This is a genomic window from Rhodococcus aetherivorans (assembly GCF_011058165.1).
GTDB lineage: Bacteria > Actinomycetota > Actinomycetes > Mycobacteriales > Mycobacteriaceae > Rhodococcus > Rhodococcus aetherivorans.
In genome coordinates, this window is the sequence record NZ_JAALEG010000108.1 from 1 (window position 1) to 17194 (window position 17194).

Sequence of the window (17194 nt, forward strand, 5' to 3'; positions counted from 1 at the left end):
GACGTACCCGTGCGCCGAGAGGGCCAGCAGCACGGTCAGCGCGGCCGCCGTGGCCCAGGCGCCTGCCCGGCCGCCGAACCGCCCGCGCACCGTGCCGACACCTGCCGCGGCAGCCAGCGCGTACAGCGGCACCGCCCACGCCACCCACTTCTGGGTGTCGCGCAGCAGACCCGCGCCCGGCACGTGCACCATCGCCCACGCTCCGGCCCGCAACCCCGTCCCCGTCGCCGCGAGGGCCGGACCGAGCACCGCGACCGCCGCCAGCGCCGTCAGCACCCCCAGCACCGGGTTGCGCCGGCGCCGCCACAGCGCTGGCACCCCGCACGCCACCACCAGCAGCAGCGCCGCCGTGCCGACCAGCGCCCACACCGTCGCCCGCGAACCGGGCACCGCGTCGGCGTTCCAGATGCCCCCGAGCCCCGCCACGCTGCCGAGCGTGCCCAGCGCGGGCTCGGCCCGCGCCGCGAACGCCCGCACCCCCGCCGGATCCGACCCGTCGCCCGCACCGCCGGAGAGGGCCGTCGCCACCAGCCACGGCGCCGCCACCGCAGTCGCCAGCGCCACCGCGCCCGCGAGACGGGGAAGCAGTGGGGACCGCCCGCCCGGGGCGGCCAGCACGGCCAGCGCCGTCACCGACGCCAGCAGCGCGCCCGTCGGCGTCAGCCCCGCCGCGCCCAGGCACACCGCCAGCGACGCCCACCCGGAGCGGGCGCCCCGTCGCACCGCCACCGAGGCCACCACCGTCCACGGCAGCGCCGCGTAGCCCACCAGCAGGCTCCAGTGCCCCTGCAGCAGCCGCTCCGCCACGTACGGGTTCCACACGAACACCGTCGCCGCCACCAGCCGCGCCGGCAGACCGGCCGCCGGCAACAGCACCGCCACCAGGCGGGCGCCGCCCCAACCGGCCGCCCACAGGGCGCCGGTGAGCAGCGCCGTCACCACCACACCGCCGTCCACCACCGCACTCGCCGTCGCCAGCAACGCGTCCTGCGGCACCGCCCGCGCCGCGGCGTCGGTCAGACCCAGCGCCGAATCCGTCAGGAAGGACCGCGGGGTGCTCACCGCGTCGCGCAACAGCAGGTAACCGGGGGAGACGAGCAGCGGCCCGAGCACCACGACCGCCAGGGCCAGGCTGTAGAGGGCCGGGACAGCGGGACGCAGCGACACCGGCCTGGGCATGGCCGCACAATACCCAGCCCGCCCCGGCACCCCGGTCCGGATCCGGTGCCTCGCCGCCCGCACCCGGCGGCGTGCAACCATGGTCCGATGCCGCGACCTGAGACGCCGCGCTCGGCCACCGGAACCACCGTCGCCGGGATGACGATGGTGACCGCCGGGGCCATGACCGCCAACCTGGCCTCCTACCTGCTGCACCTGCCGGCCGCGCAGTGGCTCGGCCCCGCGGGGTACGGCGAGTTCGCCGGCCTGCTGGCCGCCCAGTTGGTGCTGGCCGTGCCGGCGCTCGCGCTGCAGACGGTCGTCGCCCGGGAGACCGTGCTCGGTGCCGGCACCGCGTCCCTGCGCCGTCTCGGGTACCGCTGCGCCGGCCTCGCCGGGTTCGTCGCGCTGGCCGTCGTGCCGCTCGTCGCGTGGGCCCTCGACACCAGCGTCGCCGGTGCCCTCGGCTCGCTCGTCACCGCGCCGCTGCTGGTGCTGCTCGCCGCCGAGCAGGGCCTGCTGCAGGGGCGGGGACGGTTCGGCGCGCTCAGTGTCGTCCTCGCCGCGGCCGGCGTGGCGAAGGTCGTGCCCGCCGTCGCGGTGCTCGCCGCCGGCGGCGGGCCCGGGGCGGCGCTGTTCGCCGGGGCGGTCGGCACCGGGTTCGTCGCGGCCGGGGCCGCCGCGCTCGTGTCGAGCTCCCCGGCGGGACCGGAGTCGGGTGCCGCCCCGGCGGTCGGCGTGCCCGCGGTACTGCGCGCCTCCCAGGTGCAGCTGGCGCTGATCGCCCTGACCTCGCTGGACCTGCTGCTCGCCCGCGCCGTGCTCGACCCGGAGGATGCCGGGCTGTACGCGCTCGGCGCCGTCGCGACGAAGGTCGCGTTCTGGCTGCCGCAGGCCGTCGGGGTGGTGCTGTACCCGCGGATGGCCAACCCCGCCCAGTCCGCGGCCGCCGTCCGGTCCGCCCTGGCCGTCCTCGTCGGGATCGGCGCGGTCCTCGTCGCCGGGGCGGCCGTGTGTGCGCCGCTGGTGCCGCTGCTCGTCGGCGACGCGTACGCCCCGGTGCAGTCGCTGCTGTGGCTGTTCGCGCTGCAGGGCGCGTGCCTGGCGGTGCTGCAGGGGGCACTGCTGTCCGCGATCGCGGGCGAGCGCACCCATCTCGCCGCCGTCGCGTGGGCCGGCCTCGCGGTGGAGGCCACCCTCATGCTCACCGTCGCGTCCACCACCCGGCAGTTCGTGCTCGTCGCCGTGGCCGTCGCGGCCGTCACCGCCACGGTGGTCTCCGTGCTGGCGGTCCGCGCGGCCCACCCCGCGGGGCCGAATGTGACAGCTGTTCGATCCGACTGACCCCGTGTGACATTCGGTTGCCGCGGGCCGAACGAGCGCGCCCGCGAAAACGCCGATGCCCCTCCCCGAGCGGATCGGGGAGGGGCATCGGCGCTCGTGACTACTGCTGCGGCGGTTCCTTGCGCAGGTCGGTGCGCGGGATCTCCTGCGTCTGGTCGGTGGTCCAGTCCCGCTGCTGCGGGGGAGCGTCCGTGCGGGGGATCTCCTCGGTGCGGTCGCTGGTCCAGTCGCGCTGTCCCGGCGCGGCATGGGCCGGGCCGGCCGGGGCGGTCGGGCCGCCCGTCGCGGCGACGGGACGGCCGGTGCGGCCGCTGCCGCCGCGCAGGCCGAGCACGATGCCGGCGATCAGGGAGATCAGACCGAGGATGCCGAGGATGATCGGCACGGTGCGACCGAAGAGGCTGAGGGTGTCGATGCCGTTCTTGGCCTGGTCCACCTGGAACTCGATGGTGTCCTCGTTGAACGGCAGGCTCACCTGCAGCACCGTCACCTCGGGACGGTTCGCCTCGCGGGCGTAGTACTGGTACTGCTGCTCCTGGCCCTTGATGACGACGCCGGTCTCCGGCTCGACCCACAGGTCACGAACGTTGGTGTACCACCGGGTCATGGTCACCGGCGTCTCGCCGCCCTCGACGCCCCACGTGGAGGCGGGCAGGCTCAGCTTGTAGGTCGGCACCGACGGATCGACCGTGGACAGGTCGATCGGCCCGACCTCGTGCCGGAAGTGGTAGACCTTGACGCCGTTGATCTCGGTCTCGTCGATGTAGTCGATCGGGAACGTCTCGCGCGCGTTCAGATCGAAGTACGGGTACGACTTCTGCTCGGTGCCGAACGGGAAGCGGTACTGCAGGCCGTCGCGGTTCGGGATCTCCGCCGGCGGCGCCGTCGCCGAGGTCTGGATGGTGCTGACGGCGTCCGGGTTCTCCTCCTGGGTGACGGGCATGCCGCTGACCCGGTCCACGGTGACCCGGTCGACGGTGGCGGAGACCAGGCCCGTGTCACCCTGCATGTCCAGGCGGCGGACCGTCTGGCCGGCCTGCAGGGTCATGATGTCGGCGTCCGACGGCTCCTCCACGGTGACGAACCGCTGCGCCACGATCGGCACGTCGGTGTCGACCTGCGCCCGCCCCGACAGCAGTGCCCGCGCGTTGAGGATGTCGCCGGTGCCCTCGGCGACCGTGGTCACCTCGAGATCCAGCGGCGTCTTGGCGAGCTTGCCGACGGTATAGGTCGGGATCAGTATCGCCGCGACAATAAGGAAGGCGCCCAGGCCCACCAACGCCAATGCCAGTTTCCGGCCCGAGCCCGAACGCTCAGCCATGCTGTGTCTCCTCACTCAACGGTTCCATCGAGTACCCCCACCGGCAGCCGGTCTGCACGGATCGCCTGGCATCCGGCTCGCGAATACCACGTGAGCCCAGACACTAACAGGGCAGCCGCCCGGCGCGCGCCACCGCGCGGACTCGAGATCCCGGCTTCCCCGCCACGACCCCACCGGGCAGACTGTCCTCGATGACCAGCACCACCCCGCCCGTCGCCCCGGCTTCCGCGATCTCCGGATTCCTGCCGGCGCTCGAGGGCATGCGCGGATTCGCCGCCGTCGGTGTCCTGATCACGCACGTGGCGTTCCAGACCGGGGCGGTGGACGATCCGGTGCTCGGCCGCATCTGGGGCCGGTTCGACCTGGCCGTCGCCCTGTTCTTCGCGCTGTCGGGCTTCCTGTTGTGGCGGCCGCACGCGGCGGCCGCGCGTGGTCTCGGGGCCGCGCCGCCCGCCGGGCGTTACCTGCTGTCGCGGGCCACCCGCATCCTGCCCGCGTACTGGGTGGTGGTGTGCGTCGTGCTGCTCCTGCTGCCCGGGGCGGGCAGCGGCTGGCGGCTGTGGCTGGCGAACCTGACCCTGGTGCAGGTGTTCGTGCCGCTGAGCCTCACCGAGGGACTGACCCAGATGTGGAGCCTGTCCGTGGAGGTGGCCTTCTATCTGTTGCTGCCGCTGTTCGCCGCGGCGCTCGCCGGGCTGCGCGGCGACCGGGCCCGGTTCCGCGTCCCGCTGCTGCTCGCCGTGAGCGCGCTGTCGCTGGTGTGGGCGTGGCTGCCGGTCCCCACCCCGGGCCACATCAACCACGACAACTGGCTGCCGGGTTATCTGCCGTGGTTCGGCGCCGGCATGCTGCTCGCCGAACTCGTGTCGGGCGAACGGACCTGGGTGCACCGGCTCGCCTCCCACCGGGTGCTCATGGCGGGGATCGCCGTGGCCGCATTCGCGTTGTCCACCACGTCCCTCGGTGGGCCGGAGGGGCTCGTGACGCTCGAGCCGTGGCAGTACAACGGCAAGATCCTCCTCGGTGCGCTCATGAGTTTCGCGTTGCTGGCGCCGCTCGTCCTCGCGCCGCGCGCCGAGCACCGCATCCTGGCGAGCGGGCCGGCGCTGACCGTGGGCCGATGGTCGTACGGCATCTTCATCTGGCACCTGGCGGTGCTGTCCATCGTCTTCCCGGTCTTCGGGCTCATCCCGTTCCAGGGCGACTTCTGGTTCGTGCTCGCGGTCACGCTGGTGCTGAGCATCGCCGTCGCGTCGGTCAGCTACGCGCTCGTCGAGGAGCCGGTGCGCCGGGAGGTCAGGCGCCGCCAGCGCCGCGTCGCGACCACCGCAGAACGCGTCGCAGACTCCGCCGCGCCCTGAGCGAGACCGGCAGCGCCGCGAGCCCCAGCGCGACGAGCCCGCACAGCGCGGCGAACTGGATCGCGAACGAGTGCCCGACGTAGCCGCCCGGCGCTCGCCACGGCCCGGTGGACAGCAACGCCATCGCCGTCATGGTGGCGGCCCCGGTCACGACGACGAGCGTGCGGGCGGCCACGTCGCGGCCCCAGCGCGCGCCCACCGCCACGATCGCCACCGCCGCGACGATCGTCGTCGCCGCGCCCACCGCCCCGGCCGCGAGGGTCGCGACGGCCAGCACGCCGGCGAAGCCGACGGTGGTGCTGCCCCACACCCGTGGCGGCGGCCCCGGGTCGGCGACGGGGCGCCGGCGCGGCCAGGCCGCGAGCGCGAACAGCGGCAGCAGCAGGAGCAGACCGCCGAAGATGCCGAGGCGGTACCAGCGGTCGGTGGCGAACTCGAGCGTCACGGTGCCACCGGCCCCGGCGGGCACGACCCAGCCCTGCTGCCAGCCGTCGACCACCACGGGCGTCAGTTCGGTGCCGTCCGCGGCCGTGGCGACCCAGCCGACGTTGGTGCTCTCCGGCACGACGACGATCCGCTCCCGCTCGGCCGCAGGCACCTCGAGCTCGCGCAGGTTCTCCGTCCAGGTGCCGATGGCGAGCTCGGTGGGTTCGGGCGACGGCGGGCTCACGGCGCCGGCCACCGGCAGCCGTAGCGTCCCGACGGTGAACGCCTGGCCGGGGTCCAGCTCGACGTCGACGTGCCCGGCGGGCAGCGGCGCGACGGTCTCGTCGCACAGGGTGGCGGGCGCCTCGACCCCCGCGGCGAGGTCCGCGACGGTCGCGGTGACCGACGTCCGGTAGGTGCGGCCGTCGACGGTCAGCACGGGCCCGGCGTCGCACCCGACGGTGACCTGCCGCTCGTACACCGGGTCCTGCGGGCCGATCGGCCCGTCCGGGCCGAGCACGGTCACCTCCGCCAGTCCCGGCGGGCCGACCTTGGCGAAGCCGAGCACGGTCTGGTCCAACACGTCGTCCCAGCCGACCAGGCTGAGGACCACCCGGTCCGTGACGTATGGTTCGAGATCGATTGTCGCTGTTGATGATTCGATATCGCGCACCTGCGGGCCGTTGCCGAGGTCGACGGCGACGCGGGTCGGCCGCGCCGGCAGCGGTCCCGGGCTCGGCGCCACCTCGAGGCCGGTGACCAGCTGCGGGGACGGCAGGTCGAGGGTGAGGGTCGGTCGCGGTGCCCCGGGCCGCACCGCCTCCTCCGACGCCGTCCACGTCGTCCGCGGATCACCGTCGGTGGCGGCGAACGCGGAGCCCTGCAGGTCCACGACGTCGGCGGCGCCGCGGGCGACCACCCGGTCCGGCAGCGCGGCGACCTCGGCGAGCGCCGGGCCGGGCCGTCCCCGCACCCACGGCTGCGGCGCCACCGACGTCGCGTCGGGCACCGACAGGGTGCGGGTGACGACGTTCGGCTCCTCGGGTGCGACGGCCAGGCCCCGCGCGCACCGCACCCGGTCGGGGGTGTCGACGCAGCTGCCGCGGCCGGGCAGTTCCTGACCGAGGTTCCAGCCCCGCACGGCGGCCCCGGCGGCGACGTCCGGCAGCACGATCCGCTGCCGGATGTCGACGGGCCGCGGGTTGTCCCGGTCGGTGAAGTCGTCCACCGCCACCTCGGTCAACCCGAACTGGTTGCCCACGGATCCGTCCTCGGTGCGGGTGGAGGTGATCCGGATCCAGGTCGTCCGTCCGAGCGGCAGCGCCACCGTCTGTTCCCGGCCGGGCTTCTCGATGCGCACGGCGGTGCTGCCGCGGTCGGTGGTCACCTCGAGCCATTTCACCGGCGTGCCGATCGCGCCGGGGCTGGTGCTCAGCCGGAGCAGCCCGGCCTCGATGGGCCGGTCGAGGTCGAGCTGCAGCCATTGCCCGACCGCGGACTCGAGGCCGTTGCTGTGCCAGCCGGTGGTCGGGTCGCCGTCGACGGTGGCCGCCGGCCCGCTGCCGACGGAGGTGCCGCCGAGCTGGGTGGCGTCCGACGCGGAGCTGGACACGCTGATCCGCGCGCCCTCCCACTCGGCGCGCACGAGGTCGGTGTCCGGCACCGGGTAGTCCGGCACGAGGTTGTAGGTGCGCCGCGGGTCGCCGGCGGCGCGGATCGCCGAGCTGTGGTGGTCGACCTGGCCGTAGTCGGTCTCCCGGTCGGTGGGGGTGTCGGTGACGACGACGTCGCCGACGGGCAGGCCGGCCCGGCTCGCGTCGGCCGCGAGCAGCGCGGGGCCGGTGTTCCCCGGCTCGGCGTCGTCGAGCCGCAGCAGAGCCTCGGGACCGCCCTGGACGCGGGGAACGGTCGCCGCGTCCACGGCGTACGGGCCGACCGGCGCGCCGGGCACGTCCACGCGGTAGATCTCGATCGCCCGGTAGGCCGGTCGCAGGTCGGAGTCGGCGGTGAAGCCCTCCTCGAAGTTCCGGGTGATCTCGTTGCCGAACTCGGCGACCCGCACGAGCCCGGGGGAGCCCTCGATCGCCCGGTGCACGAGCACCGGCCGCGCCGACGGCGACGTCTCCGGGTCGAGGTCGTTGCGGATCACCACGTAGCCGATGCCCTGGCCGCGCAGCGTCGCCGCCAGGCCGGGGGTGGGCCGGCCGTCGGCGAGGTGCCGCTGCACCGCGTCCAGGGCCCGGATCGCGCCGGGCGGCACGAGCGGCACGGCGTCGCGGGAGGCCCACGGCGTCGACGCGAGCGGCTGGATCGGCTCGTCGCGGGTCAGGCCCCAGATCTGGCTGCCGAACGGGGCGCCCGGCACGATCAGCGCGCGTTCCCCGCGGGCCGAGGTGTGCTCGTCGAGCCACGCGGCGGTCTCGTGCCAGTATCCGGGTACCTCGTCGTAGGCACCGCGCGGGGCGAGCCGGCCGGTCCACGCGAGCGATGTCGCGAGGGTCAGCGCCACGAGGATCAGGGTGGTGAACGCGACCATGGGCTGGCGTTCGGGGTGGGCGAACGCGGTCCGGGCCTGCCGCCACGGCACCGCGCCGGGCAGCGGCACCCGGCGCAGCAGGTGCGCGAGCCCGAGCACGAGCGGCAACCGCACCAGCGGCTCGAGCTTGTGCACGTTGCGCAGCGGGGCGCCGGCCGAATCCAGGAAGAACCGCACCTGCTCGGCGATCGGCGAGCCGAGTTCACCGACGTACCCGGCGGCCAGCCCGGCGATGCCGGCGAACAGGATCAGCGCCCACCGCCCCCGGGCGGGCATCGACCGCATCGCCAGCCCCGCGAGGCCCGCGGCGGCGAGCAGGCCGGTGACGAGGACCGCCGCGGGCTGGGTGACGAGCACCGCGCCGGCGATGCGCTCGGGGGAGACGAACGGGGTCCAGCTGCCGGTGCCGCGCAGCACCTCCGCCAGCGACGTCCACTGCGTCGTCACCCCGGACGATTCGATGTAGTCCAGGAACGGGGGACTGACCCGGCCGAGCAGCAGCAGCGGCACGATCCACCACAGCACCGCGACGACGCAACTCGGGATCCACCACAGCGTGAACCGCCACCACCGCCGGTTCGGGCGGTGCGCGATCCACCACAGCCCGGCGACGAGGCACGCGGCGACGGTGGCGACGGCGTTGATCGCGCCCATGAGGGCCACCGCGACGGCGGACTGCGCGGCGAGCTGCGGTGCTCCCCGCCGGTGCGGGAGCGCCCGGTCGCCGTCGAGGTAGCGCACGAGCGGCAGCAGCACCCACGGCGCCAGCATCATCGGCAGCGTCTCCGACGAGATGGATCCGAGGGTGGTCAGCACGCGGGGCGAGAGTGCGAACGCCGCCGCGGCGATCAGCCGGGAACCACGGTTGCCGACGCCGAGCGCCTCGGCGAGCCGCACCACGCCCCAGAACCCGGCGAGCAGCAGCAGCGCCCACCACACCCGTTGGGTGATCCACGGGGGGACGTGCAGGAGCTGGCCGACGGCGAAGAAGGAGCCGTGCGGGAAGAAGTAGCCGTACGCCTGGTTCTGGACCTGGCCGAGCGGGGCGAGGCTGCTCCACTGGTGGGCGGCGCGGGTGAGGAACCCGAGGGGGTTCTGGGTCAGGTCGTACTTGGTGTCGGCGACGATCAGGCCGGGGGCCTGCGCGAACGCCAACAGCAGCGACACCACGGCGGCCCCGTACAACCACCGCCTGGAGAGGGGGTCGGCGGACGGTGCCCCACCGGGGTGGGGCACCGCGCCGTGGGAAGTGCGTGAACTCGTCGCGTGGATGGCGCCGTCAGCGGCTGCCGTACTCAACCTGGTTCAGCAGGGAGGAATCGGCGTTGCCGCTGCGGTCGACCTCCGGGCGGGTGTTCTCCTGAACCGCCGCCGTGACCCCGAACACCGCCACGGCGCCGAGGACGGCGCCGATCGCCGCGCTGACCAGGCCCGGGCCCAGGAACTTCGCCATACCCATCTCCCCATCGTCCGTCGTCGGCTTCCGTGTGCAGCCGACATTCGTCGTGCGCGACGGTGCCGGAACCGGTCCGGCGTCGTTGCGCTCCGCGTCAAGGTATCACCCGCACGGGTGCGACTGTGGCCTGCTCCACTCGCGGCGGCCTAGAGGCCGAGCACGCCGAGCAGCGTGCGCAGCTTCGCGGTGGTCTCGTCGAGTTCGGCCTGCGGATCGGACGCCGCGACGATGCCCCCGCCGCCCCACGCGAGGGCCCGCCTGCCGTCGGCGCTGAGCTCGGCGCAGCGGATCGCCACCAGCCAGTCCCCGTCGCCGTCCCCGTCGCACCACCCCACGGCGCCGCCGTAGAAGCGACGGTCGCCCTCCGTGCTGCGGATCGCCGCGAGTGCGGCCTCGGTGGGCGTGCCGGCCACGGCCGGGGTCGGGTGCAGTGCCGCTGCCAGCGTCAGGGCGTCCGTGCGGGGGTCGCGCAGGGTGGCGGTGATCGGGGTGGCCAGGTGCCACACGTCGCTCGTGGCGGTCAGCACGGGCGTGCCCGGGATCTCCAGCTCGCTGCACAGCGGGGTCAGGCGGGAGCGGATCCAGTCGATGACGAACGCGTGCTCGGCGAGGTTCTTCGCCGAGGCGAGCAGCTGCCGGCCCGCCTCACGGTCGGCGCCGGGGTCGGCGCAGCGGGCGGCGGTGCCCGCGAGCGGACGGCACGTGACGGCGTCGCCGCGGCGGCTGACCAGCAGTTCGGGCGTCGCGCCGACCAGGGTGTGGCCGCGGTACCGCTCGCCGGCGGCGCTCAGGTCCGCCGCGTAGACGTGGGCGGTGGGGTGGCGCTCGGCCATCCGGGCCGCGAGAGCGAGCGGGTCGACGGGCGTCTCGGAGACGAGCGTGACCGAGCGCGCGGCGACGACCTTGTCGAGTTCGCCGCGGCCGAGCCGGTCGCGCAGCGCCGCGACCCGCGCGACGTGCTGCTGCGGCGCCGGGGTCTGCGCGGCGATCCGCACCGCAGGCAGGGCGGGCAGGGCGTCCGGTGGCTGCCACGCCGCGTCGGTCACGTCGGCGGTCTCCGGCTGGGTCAGCGCGGCGGGGCGCTCGGGATCGAAGGGCAGCGCGCCCACGATCAGGTCGGCCTCGCCGCGGCGCAACGCGAAAGAGGCCTCGGCGACGTCGGTGAACCGGCGGCGCGTCCCGGTGGTGTGCACGGTGCGATCGGCGCGGGAGAGCAGGAAACCGTCCATGGTGGGTCGACGATATCCCCCGCCCGCGCCCGGTACGCGCCGCGGCTAGCGCCCCGGGGGGACGATCAGCACGGGCCGATGGCTGTGGCGCAGCACGTGGTCGGCCACCGACGACTGCAGCAGCGAGCGCAGGCCCGTGGTGCCGCGGGTGCCGGTGACGATGATGTCGACGTTCAGCTCGTCGGCGGCCTCGACGATCGCGGTCCACACGGCACTGACCACCTCGAGGGTGCGGCCCTCCGCGGCGAGGCCGGCGGAGCGGGCGAGTTCGAGTCCCTCCGCGTTGATCACCTTCGCGTCGGTGAGGGCCACGTCCTCGGTTTCCTCGTCGGGTACCCACTCCGGCTGCATCACCCCCGACAGCCCGGACATGCGGGCGGCCTGACGGACCATCGGTTCCCAGGCCGTGACGACGACGGCGCGGCACGAGGCGAGGAATCGCCCCGCATACCGCACGGCCCGCTTGGCGTTCTCGGAGCCGTCGTAGGCGATGAGGATGAGATCTGCGGGCATCACGCGTCCCCTGCTGTCGTGGCGGTCCTTGGGGGGCACTTTACCCGTCGCCGTGGGTCGTCGGGGCAGGCACGGCGGTGGTCGGCTACCGTCGGTGGCCATGCGGATCCGTCACACCCTCACCGTCGCGGTCGCGGCTGTCCTCGCCGTCGCCGGGTGCGGGGGACAGGACGCGCCCCGGACCCCGGAGCCCACGGCCGCCGCGACGTCGCAGGCCACGTCGACCGTCGCACAGTCGCCGTCGCCCGCCCCGATGGCGACCGCGTCACCCGCACCGTCCTGCGGCGACGAGCTGCTCGCGTCGCTGACGGTGCGGCAGCGGCTCGCCCAGCTGCTCAACGTCGGTGTCACCGGCACCGCCGACGCCCTCGAGGCGGTGCGGTCCGAACAGATCGGCGGGATCTTCGTCGGCAGCTGGACCGACGTGTCGATGCTGGCCAACCGGGAGATCCCGCAGGTGGTGGCGGCGAGCCGGTTGCCGCTGATGGTCACCATCGACGAGGAGGGCGGCCGGGTCTCGCGCGTGGGGGCGCTGTTCGGTCCCGATCCGTCGGCGCGGGTGACGGCGCAGACGATGACCGTCGAGGAGACGTACCGGATGGCGCTCGAGCGGGGCCGCGAGCTCCGCGAGCTGGGCGTCACCGTCGACTTCGCGCCGGACGTGGACGTGAGCAGCCAGCCGGACGACTCGGTGATCGGCGACCGCTCCTTCTCCGACGATCCGCAGGTGGTGGTGCAGTACGCCGGCGCCTATGCGCGGGGCCTGCGCGACGCGGGAATCCTGCCGGTGCTCAAGCACTTCCCGGGCCACGGTTCGGCGTCGGGCGACTCGCACACCGGTGCGGTCACCGCGCCGCCGCTCGACCAGCTGCAGCAGGTGGACCTGGTGCCGTACCGGGAGCTCGTGGATTCCGGGGTCGCGGTGATGCTCGGGCACCTCGACGTGCCGGGGCTGACCGAGGGACTGCCGGCGAGCATCAGCCCGCAGGCGGTGCAGTTGCTGCGGTCCGGAACCGGTTACGGTGCCCCGCCGTTCGACGGGGTGGTCTTCACCGACGACCTGTCGGGCATGCGGGCCATCACCGACACGTACGACATCACCGAAGCGGTGCAGGCGGCGCTCGCCGCCGGGGTGGACCAGGCGTTGTGGCTGACCACCGACGACGTCCCGCGGGTGCTCGACCATCTCGAACAGGCCGTGGCGACGGGAGCGCTGCCGGCCGCGCGGGTGGACGACGCGGTGCGCACCGTCGCGCGCGCCAAGGGCGCGCTGGACTGCTGAATCGGCGTCGGAAACCAGCTCCTTACTCTAGAGTAAGGAGCTGGGAGCATCGGGACTTGGAGGAGACATGGCCGGCGGTACCAAGCGACTGCCTCGCGCGGTGCGGGAACAGCAGATGCTGGACGCCGCCGTGGAGGTTTTCTCCGAGAACGGGTTTCACAATACCTCGATGGACGCCATCGCGGCCCGGGCCCAGATCTCCAAGCCGATGCTCTACCTGTACTACGGCTCGAAGGACGAACTGTTCGCCGCGTGCATCAGCCGGGAGGGGCAGCGGTTCGTCGAGGCCCTGACGCCCGCCGGTGATCCCGGGCTCACGCCACGCGATCAGCTGCGGGTGGCGCTCGAGTCGTTCCTCGGATTCGTCGACGCCCACCGCAACTCGTGGATGGTGCTCTACCGCCAGGCGATGTCCCAGCAGGCGTTCGCCGGGCAGGTGCGCAGCAGCCGGGACCGGCTCATCGAGCTCACCGCGCACCTGCTCGAATCGAGCACGCGCGACCCGGAGCCGGGAACCGACTTCGCCATCATGGCGGTTGCGCTCGTCGGCGCCGGTGAGGCCGTCGCCGACCGCATCGCCGGCGGCGAGATCGACGTGGAGAAGGCCGCCGATCTGCTCGAGAACCTGGCCTGGCGCGGCCTGGCCGGCAAGAAGCGCACCGACCACCAAGGCTGAGCAGCCCGCTACAGCGATGCCGGCGTGGCCGCCGCGCGCCGACCCGCGACGTCGCCCAGTGCGACGGACTCGTCCGCGAGCGCGCCGCGATCGACCGCCGCGCCGGCGGCAACGAGCTGCCGCACGATGCGGATGTCCTTCGGGCGGCCGAGGGCGATCGCCCCCACCAGCCGGTCGCCGCGCAGCGCGAGGGCCGTGAAGTCCCGGCCCTCGATCGACCCGCGCACCACGTAGTCGTCGTCGTGGCGGGACCAGCCGGCGAACTGCAGGTTGTGCCCGTACTGGTTGGACCAGCCCCACGGCACCTCCGCGGCGCCGAGCGGCTGCCCGAGGACGGACTTCGCGGCGGCGATGCCCTGGGCCCGTGCGCTGTTCCAGTTCTCCGTGCGGTGCCGGCCGCCGAGCACCGGGTTGGGCTGCTCGATCGCGTCGCCCGCGGCGTAGACCCCCGCGGCGGAGGTGCGGTAGGCCTCGTCGACGACGATGCCGTCGCCGACGGTCAGCCCGGCCGCGCGGGCGAGCGCGGTGTCCGGCACCGAGCCCACCGCGACGAGGGCGGCGCCGGCCGTCCAGGCGCGCCCGTCCTCGGCGGTGGCATGCACCCCGTCGTCGTCGCCGGTGAGGGAGCGCAGCGCGACGCCGGTGTGGACGGGCACGTCGCGTTCGGCGTGCAGGCCGACGTACATCTCGGCGACGGCGGGCGGCACGATGCGGGCGAGCGGCGACGGCGCGCTCTCGAGCACGGTGACCTCGGCTCCCAGTTCCCTTGCGGTGGAAGCGACTTCGCAGCCGATCAGGCCGGCGCCGACGACGAGGAGCGAACGGTGCGCCTCGATCGCGGCCCGCAGCGGGGCGACGTTCTCGGCCGTGCGCAGGCTCAGCACCCTGTCCCCGCCGTCGTGGTCCAGGTGGCGGGCACGGGCGCCCGTCGCCAGGATCACCGCGTCGTAGTCGAGAATCTCGTTGTCCCACAGCCGGAGCCGGTGACGCCGTGGGTCGAGTTCGACGACGCGGGTCTCGGTGCGCAGGTCGATGTCGTGGTCGGCCCAGTAGCCGGCCGGTTCGAGCTGTGCCCGTTCCGCGGTGATGCTGCCGGCGAGCAGGTCCTTCGACAGCACCGGCCGCCGGTAGGGCAGCGCGGCCTCCTCGCCGATCAGCACGACACGTCCGGCGAAGCCCTCCTTGCGCAGGGTCTGTGCGGCGGTCGCGCCGGCCACCCCGGTGCCGACGACGACGATCGTCTCGGTCATGTCCGGCTGACCTCGACCATCTCGAAATCGGACTTGGCGGCGCCGCAGTCCGGGCAGGACCAGTCGTCGGGGATCTCGTCCCATCGGGTGCCGGGGGCGATGCCGTCCTCCGGCCAGCCCTCGGCCTCGTCGTATTCGAATCCGCACTGCAGGCAACGGAAGAGCTTGTAGTTCGTGGTCATGTCAGCGTCCTTCGAAGTCGATCTTCTCGCGGACCCCGCAGTCGGGGCAGCACCAGTCGTCGGGAATCGCGTCCCAGGGTGTGCCGGCGGGGAAACCCTCGCGGGGCGCGCCTGCGGTCTCGTCGTAGACGTAGTTGCACACCGGGCACTCGTAGGCGGCCATCACTGCGCCCCGTACTCGGCGAGGACCTTGCCGCGCTTGCTCGGCTGGATGTTGGCGCGGGTGATGTCGCCGTCGTAGTGCTCGACGACGCGGTGGTCCATCACCTTGCGCCACAGCGGCGGGATGTAGGCGAGCCCGATCATGCTCGCGTAGCCGCTGGGCAGGTTGGGGGCGCCGTCCATGCTCCGCAGGGTCTGGTAGCGGCGGGTCGGGTTCGCGTGGTGATCGCTGTGCCGCTGCAGGTGGTACAGGAAGATGTTGGTGACGATGTGGTCGGAGTTCCAGCTGTGCGCGGGGGTGCAGCGCTCGTACCGGCCGGTGGCGGTCTTCTGCCGCAGCAGCCCGTAGTGCTCGAGGTAGTTCACCGTCTCGAGCAGGGAGAAGCCGTAGACGGCCTGCAGGATCAGGAACGGGATGATCACCGGGCCGAACACCGCGACGAGCACACCGAACAGGACCACCGACATCGCCCACGCGTTGAGGACGTCGTTACGCAGGGTCCACGGGCTCTTGCCGAGGCGCTGCAGGCGGGTCTTCTCGAGTTCCCACGAGGACTTCAGGCTGCCCCACACGCTGCGCGGCAGGAACGTCCAGAACGATTCGCCGAAGCGGGCCGAAGCCGGGTCCTCCGGGGTCGACACCCGCACGTGGTGGCCGCGGTTGTGCTCGATGTAGAAGTGGCCGTAAAAGGTCTGGGCCAGGGTGATCTTCGACAGCCACCGTTCGAGGTCGTCCTTCTTGTGGCCGAGCTCGTGGGCGGTGTTGATCCCGACACCACCCATCACGCCGACGCTGAACGCCAGACCGATCTTCGAGATCAGCCCCAGGCCGCCGTCGATCCCCAGCCAGGACAGGTTCCCGGTCGACCACAGGTAGCAGGCGAAGACGAGACTGGCCAGCTGGAACGGGATGTAGGCGTAGGTGCAGTACCGGTAGTACATGTCGTTCTCGAGCATCTCCATCACCTCGTCCGGCGGGTTCTGCCCGTCGGGGCCGAAGAACCGGTCGAGGATCGGCAGCAGCACGTACACCAGAAGGGGACCGATCCACCACCACATCGGCGAGACCGCGGTCCAGCCGAGTTGGTTGAATCCCCAGATCAGTGCGGTCGCGAGGAAGATCGCCGTGGGCGGGATCAGCCCCATGAGCCACAGATACCGCTTGCGATCGCGCCACTGTTCCACCGGCGCCTGCGCGTACCGCCCGATGTCCGACGTCGTCACCGTTCGACCTCCCTGTCCCGTGAAGCGTCCAGTTCGAGGAGCCGGTATGAGCCAGCTCACTGTGATGTGGACAGTACAGGACATTTGGTCTCAGCGGTAGACAAAATATCGTAATTTGTAAAACGCTCGTCGCGCCGGCGGGGTTGTCCGTTTCCGCCGTCGACGCCGACTCCTTTACAGGCGGGGGTTGTGCGGCTAATCTACAACCAAATGGTTGTAGATCGGATTCGTGAAGACGCGGTGGACGAGCTGTTCCACGCCCTGGCGGACGCCACCCGACGGGACATCCTGCATCGCTGCGCGCGGACCGCGGCGTCGGTCTCGCGGCTGGCCGAGGCCTATCCCATGAGCTTTGCCGCGGTGCAGAAGCACGTGGCGGTACTCGAACGGGCCGGCCTCGTCAGGAAGGAACGACGCGGACGGGAGCAACTCGTGCACACCGACCCGGACGCGATCGACACGGCCCGGCGGGTGCTCGACCAGCTCGAGGGCGCCTGGCGGGAACGAGTGGATCGGATGTCGGCCCTGCTCACCGAGGAACCGGATCCGGCCCGGAACGACCCGAGGAAAGGACGACAACGATGAGCGTGACCAGCGTCGAGAAGGACTTCGACAGCCTGACCCTGACCTTGATCGCCGACTTCCGCGCACCGCTCGAACGGGTGTGGCAGTTGTGGGCCGACCCCCGGCAGCTGGAGCGGTGGTGGGGACCGCCGACCCACCCGGCGACCGTGGAGCAGCACGATCTGGTCCCGGGTGGCACCGTCACCTACTTCATGACCGGTCCCGAGGGGGACAAGTACCGCGGCTGGTGGAACGTCACCGCGGTCGCGCCGCCCGAGTCCCTGGAATTCAGCGACGGGTTCGCCGACGAGGACGGGACGCCGAACCTCAAGATGCCGACCACCACGGTGCGGATGCAGCTCGTCGAGCACGACGGCGGCACCCGGATGCGGATTCTTTCCGCGTTCGCGTCCCGGGAACAGATGGAGCAACTGGCCGGCATGGGTATGGAAGAAGGGCTGCGGCTCGCCGTCGGTCAGATGGAGGCTCTGCACGCCGGCTGATCATCCC

The 17194-nt window shown here is 73.1% G+C and carries 16 protein-coding genes; 6 read left to right on the forward strand and 10 right to left on the reverse strand.

Translation table 11 applies throughout. The features are described 5' to 3' along the window. On the reverse strand, window positions 1-1179 hold a 1179-nt coding region (locus G6039_RS26940), incomplete at its 3' end, for an MmpA family trehalose lipid delivery protein (protein ID WP_164528148.1). Between the two features lie 87 nt (window positions 1180-1266). Here G6039_RS26940 and G6039_RS26945 point away from each other — a divergent pair. After that, on the forward strand, window positions 1267-2502 hold the full coding sequence (locus tag G6039_RS26945) for a polysaccharide biosynthesis protein (protein WP_029546055.1): 1236 nt from the start codon (window positions 1267-1269) through the stop codon (window positions 2500-2502). Window positions 2503-2602: 100 nt separating this feature from the next. On the opposite strand, the gene pgfA is transcribed toward G6039_RS26945, so the two are convergent. Continuing rightward, window positions 2603-3823: a cell envelope lipid trafficking protein PgfA gene (gene pgfA / locus G6039_RS26950; protein WP_029546053.1), complete on the reverse strand. Its 1221-nt coding sequence runs from the start codon at window positions 3821-3823 to the stop codon at window positions 2603-2605. 191 nt (window positions 3824-4014) lie between these two features. Here pgfA and G6039_RS26955 point away from each other — a divergent pair, with 191 nt between their 5' ends. Continuing rightward, a complete protein-coding gene (locus tag G6039_RS26955) occupies window positions 4015-5184 on the forward strand; it encodes an acyltransferase family protein (protein ID WP_029546051.1) in 1170 nt (389 codons plus the stop codon). Here the strand turns inward: G6039_RS26955 and G6039_RS26960 are convergent. From G6039_RS26960 to G6039_RS26975, 4 genes are all read right to left on the reverse strand, one after another. Next, entirely contained in the window at window positions 5120-9382 is a 4263-nt protein-coding gene (locus G6039_RS26960; RefSeq protein WP_420902773.1) for an alpha-(1->3)-arabinofuranosyltransferase, read from the reverse strand. The genes G6039_RS26955 and G6039_RS26960 overlap by 65 nt on opposite strands. A gap of 43 nt (window positions 9383-9425) precedes the next feature. Further along, window positions 9426-9599, reverse strand: coding sequence for a DUF2613 domain-containing protein (locus G6039_RS26965; RefSeq protein ID WP_006940271.1), 174 nt, complete (start codon window positions 9597-9599; stop codon window positions 9426-9428). A gap of 149 nt (window positions 9600-9748) precedes the next feature. After that, complete coding sequence (locus G6039_RS26970) at window positions 9749-10831, reverse strand: isochorismate synthase (RefSeq protein WP_006940273.1); 1083 nt, start codon at window positions 10829-10831, stop codon at window positions 9749-9751. A gap of 45 nt (window positions 10832-10876) precedes the next feature. Then, window positions 10877-11344, reverse strand: a complete 468-nt coding sequence (locus G6039_RS26975) for a universal stress protein (protein WP_006940275.1) — start codon at window positions 11342-11344, stop codon at window positions 10877-10879. A 100-nt stretch (window positions 11345-11444) separates the two neighbouring features. On the opposite strand from G6039_RS26975, the gene G6039_RS26980 reads away from it, so the two are divergent. Both G6039_RS26980 and G6039_RS26985 read left to right on the forward strand, forming a co-directional pair. Then, window positions 11445-12626 carry a glycoside hydrolase family 3 N-terminal domain-containing protein gene (locus G6039_RS26980; protein ID WP_006940277.1) on the forward strand — a complete coding sequence of 394 codons (1182 nt, stop codon included), beginning with the start codon at window positions 11445-11447 and terminating at the stop codon, window positions 12624-12626. 67 nt (window positions 12627-12693) lie between these two features. Then, complete coding sequence (locus G6039_RS26985) at window positions 12694-13302, forward strand: TetR/AcrR family transcriptional regulator (protein ID WP_006940279.1); 609 nt, start codon at window positions 12694-12696, stop codon at window positions 13300-13302. Window positions 13303-13310: 8 nt separating this feature from the next. Here the strand turns inward: G6039_RS26985 and G6039_RS26990 are convergent, their stop codons facing one another. From G6039_RS26990 to G6039_RS27005, 4 genes are read right to left on the reverse strand one after another with little or no spacing between them, the layout of a single operon-like run. Next, window positions 13311-14552 (reverse strand): NAD(P)/FAD-dependent oxidoreductase, encoded by a 1242-nt coding sequence (locus G6039_RS26990; protein ID WP_029546046.1) that lies wholly within the window; start codon window positions 14550-14552, stop codon window positions 13311-13313. Next, on the reverse strand, window positions 14549-14734 hold the full coding sequence (locus tag G6039_RS26995) for a rubredoxin (RefSeq protein ID WP_006940282.1): 186 nt from the start codon (window positions 14732-14734) through the stop codon (window positions 14549-14551). Before G6039_RS26995 ends, G6039_RS26990 begins: the two co-directional genes overlap by 4 nt. A gap of 1 nt (window position 14735) precedes the next feature. Then, the gene (locus G6039_RS27000) at window positions 14736-14897 is read right to left on the reverse strand and encodes a rubredoxin (RefSeq protein WP_003939211.1); all 162 of its coding nucleotides are present in this window, start codon (window positions 14895-14897) and stop codon (window positions 14736-14738) included. After that, window positions 14897-16120 (reverse strand): alkane 1-monooxygenase, encoded by a 1224-nt coding sequence (locus G6039_RS27005; RefSeq protein WP_043798689.1) that lies wholly within the window; start codon window positions 16118-16120, stop codon window positions 14897-14899. The genes G6039_RS27000 and G6039_RS27005 overlap by 1 nt, the downstream gene beginning before the upstream one ends. Before the next feature lie 210 nt (window positions 16121-16330). On the opposite strand from G6039_RS27005, the gene G6039_RS27010 reads away from it, so the two are divergent. Both G6039_RS27010 and G6039_RS27015 read left to right on the forward strand, forming a co-directional pair. Continuing rightward, window positions 16331-16705 carry an ArsR/SmtB family transcription factor gene (locus G6039_RS27010; protein WP_029546042.1) on the forward strand — a complete coding sequence of 125 codons (375 nt, stop codon included), beginning with the start codon at window positions 16331-16333 and terminating at the stop codon, window positions 16703-16705. Beyond that, the gene (locus tag G6039_RS27015) at window positions 16702-17187 is read left to right on the forward strand and encodes an SRPBCC family protein (protein WP_164528149.1); all 486 of its coding nucleotides are present in this window, start codon (window positions 16702-16704) and stop codon (window positions 17185-17187) included. Before G6039_RS27010 ends, G6039_RS27015 begins: the two co-directional genes overlap by 4 nt. Window positions 17188-17194 lie beyond the last annotated feature (7 nt).

Coding starts and splice junctions, on each gene's coding strand:
- G6039_RS26980 (WP_006940277.1), top strand. CDS start 11,445: ATGCGGATCCGTCACACCCTCACCGTCGCGGTCGCGGCTGTCCTCGCC.
- G6039_RS26995 (WP_006940282.1), bottom strand. CDS start 14,734: ATGACCACGAACTACAAGCTCTTCCGTTGCCTGCAGTGCGGATTCGAA.
- G6039_RS26990 (WP_029546046.1), bottom strand. CDS start 14,552: ATGACCGAGACGATCGTCGTCGTCGGCACCGGGGTGGCCGGCGCGACC.
- G6039_RS26985 (WP_006940279.1), top strand. CDS start 12,694: ATGGCCGGCGGTACCAAGCGACTGCCTCGCGCGGTGCGGGAACAGCAG.
- G6039_RS27000 (WP_003939211.1), bottom strand. CDS start 14,897: ATGGCCGCCTACGAGTGCCCGGTGTGCAACTACGTCTACGACGAGACC.
- G6039_RS26945 (WP_029546055.1), top strand. CDS start 1,267: ATGCCGCGACCTGAGACGCCGCGCTCGGCCACCGGAACCACCGTCGCC.
- G6039_RS26975 (WP_006940275.1), bottom strand. CDS start 11,344: ATGCCCGCAGATCTCATCCTCATCGCCTACGACGGCTCCGAGAACGCC.
- pgfA (WP_029546053.1), bottom strand. CDS start 3,823: ATGGCTGAGCGTTCGGGCTCGGGCCGGAAACTGGCATTGGCGTTGGTG.
- G6039_RS26965 (WP_006940271.1), bottom strand. CDS start 9,599: ATGGCGAAGTTCCTGGGCCCGGGCCTGGTCAGCGCGGCGATCGGCGCC.
- G6039_RS27015 (WP_164528149.1), top strand. CDS start 16,702: ATGAGCGTGACCAGCGTCGAGAAGGACTTCGACAGCCTGACCCTGACC.
- G6039_RS26955 (WP_029546051.1), top strand. CDS start 4,015: ATGACCAGCACCACCCCGCCCGTCGCCCCGGCTTCCGCGATCTCCGGA.
- G6039_RS26970 (WP_006940273.1), bottom strand. CDS start 10,831: ATGGACGGTTTCCTGCTCTCCCGCGCCGATCGCACCGTGCACACCACC.
- G6039_RS27010 (WP_029546042.1), top strand. CDS start 16,331: ATGGTTGTAGATCGGATTCGTGAAGACGCGGTGGACGAGCTGTTCCAC.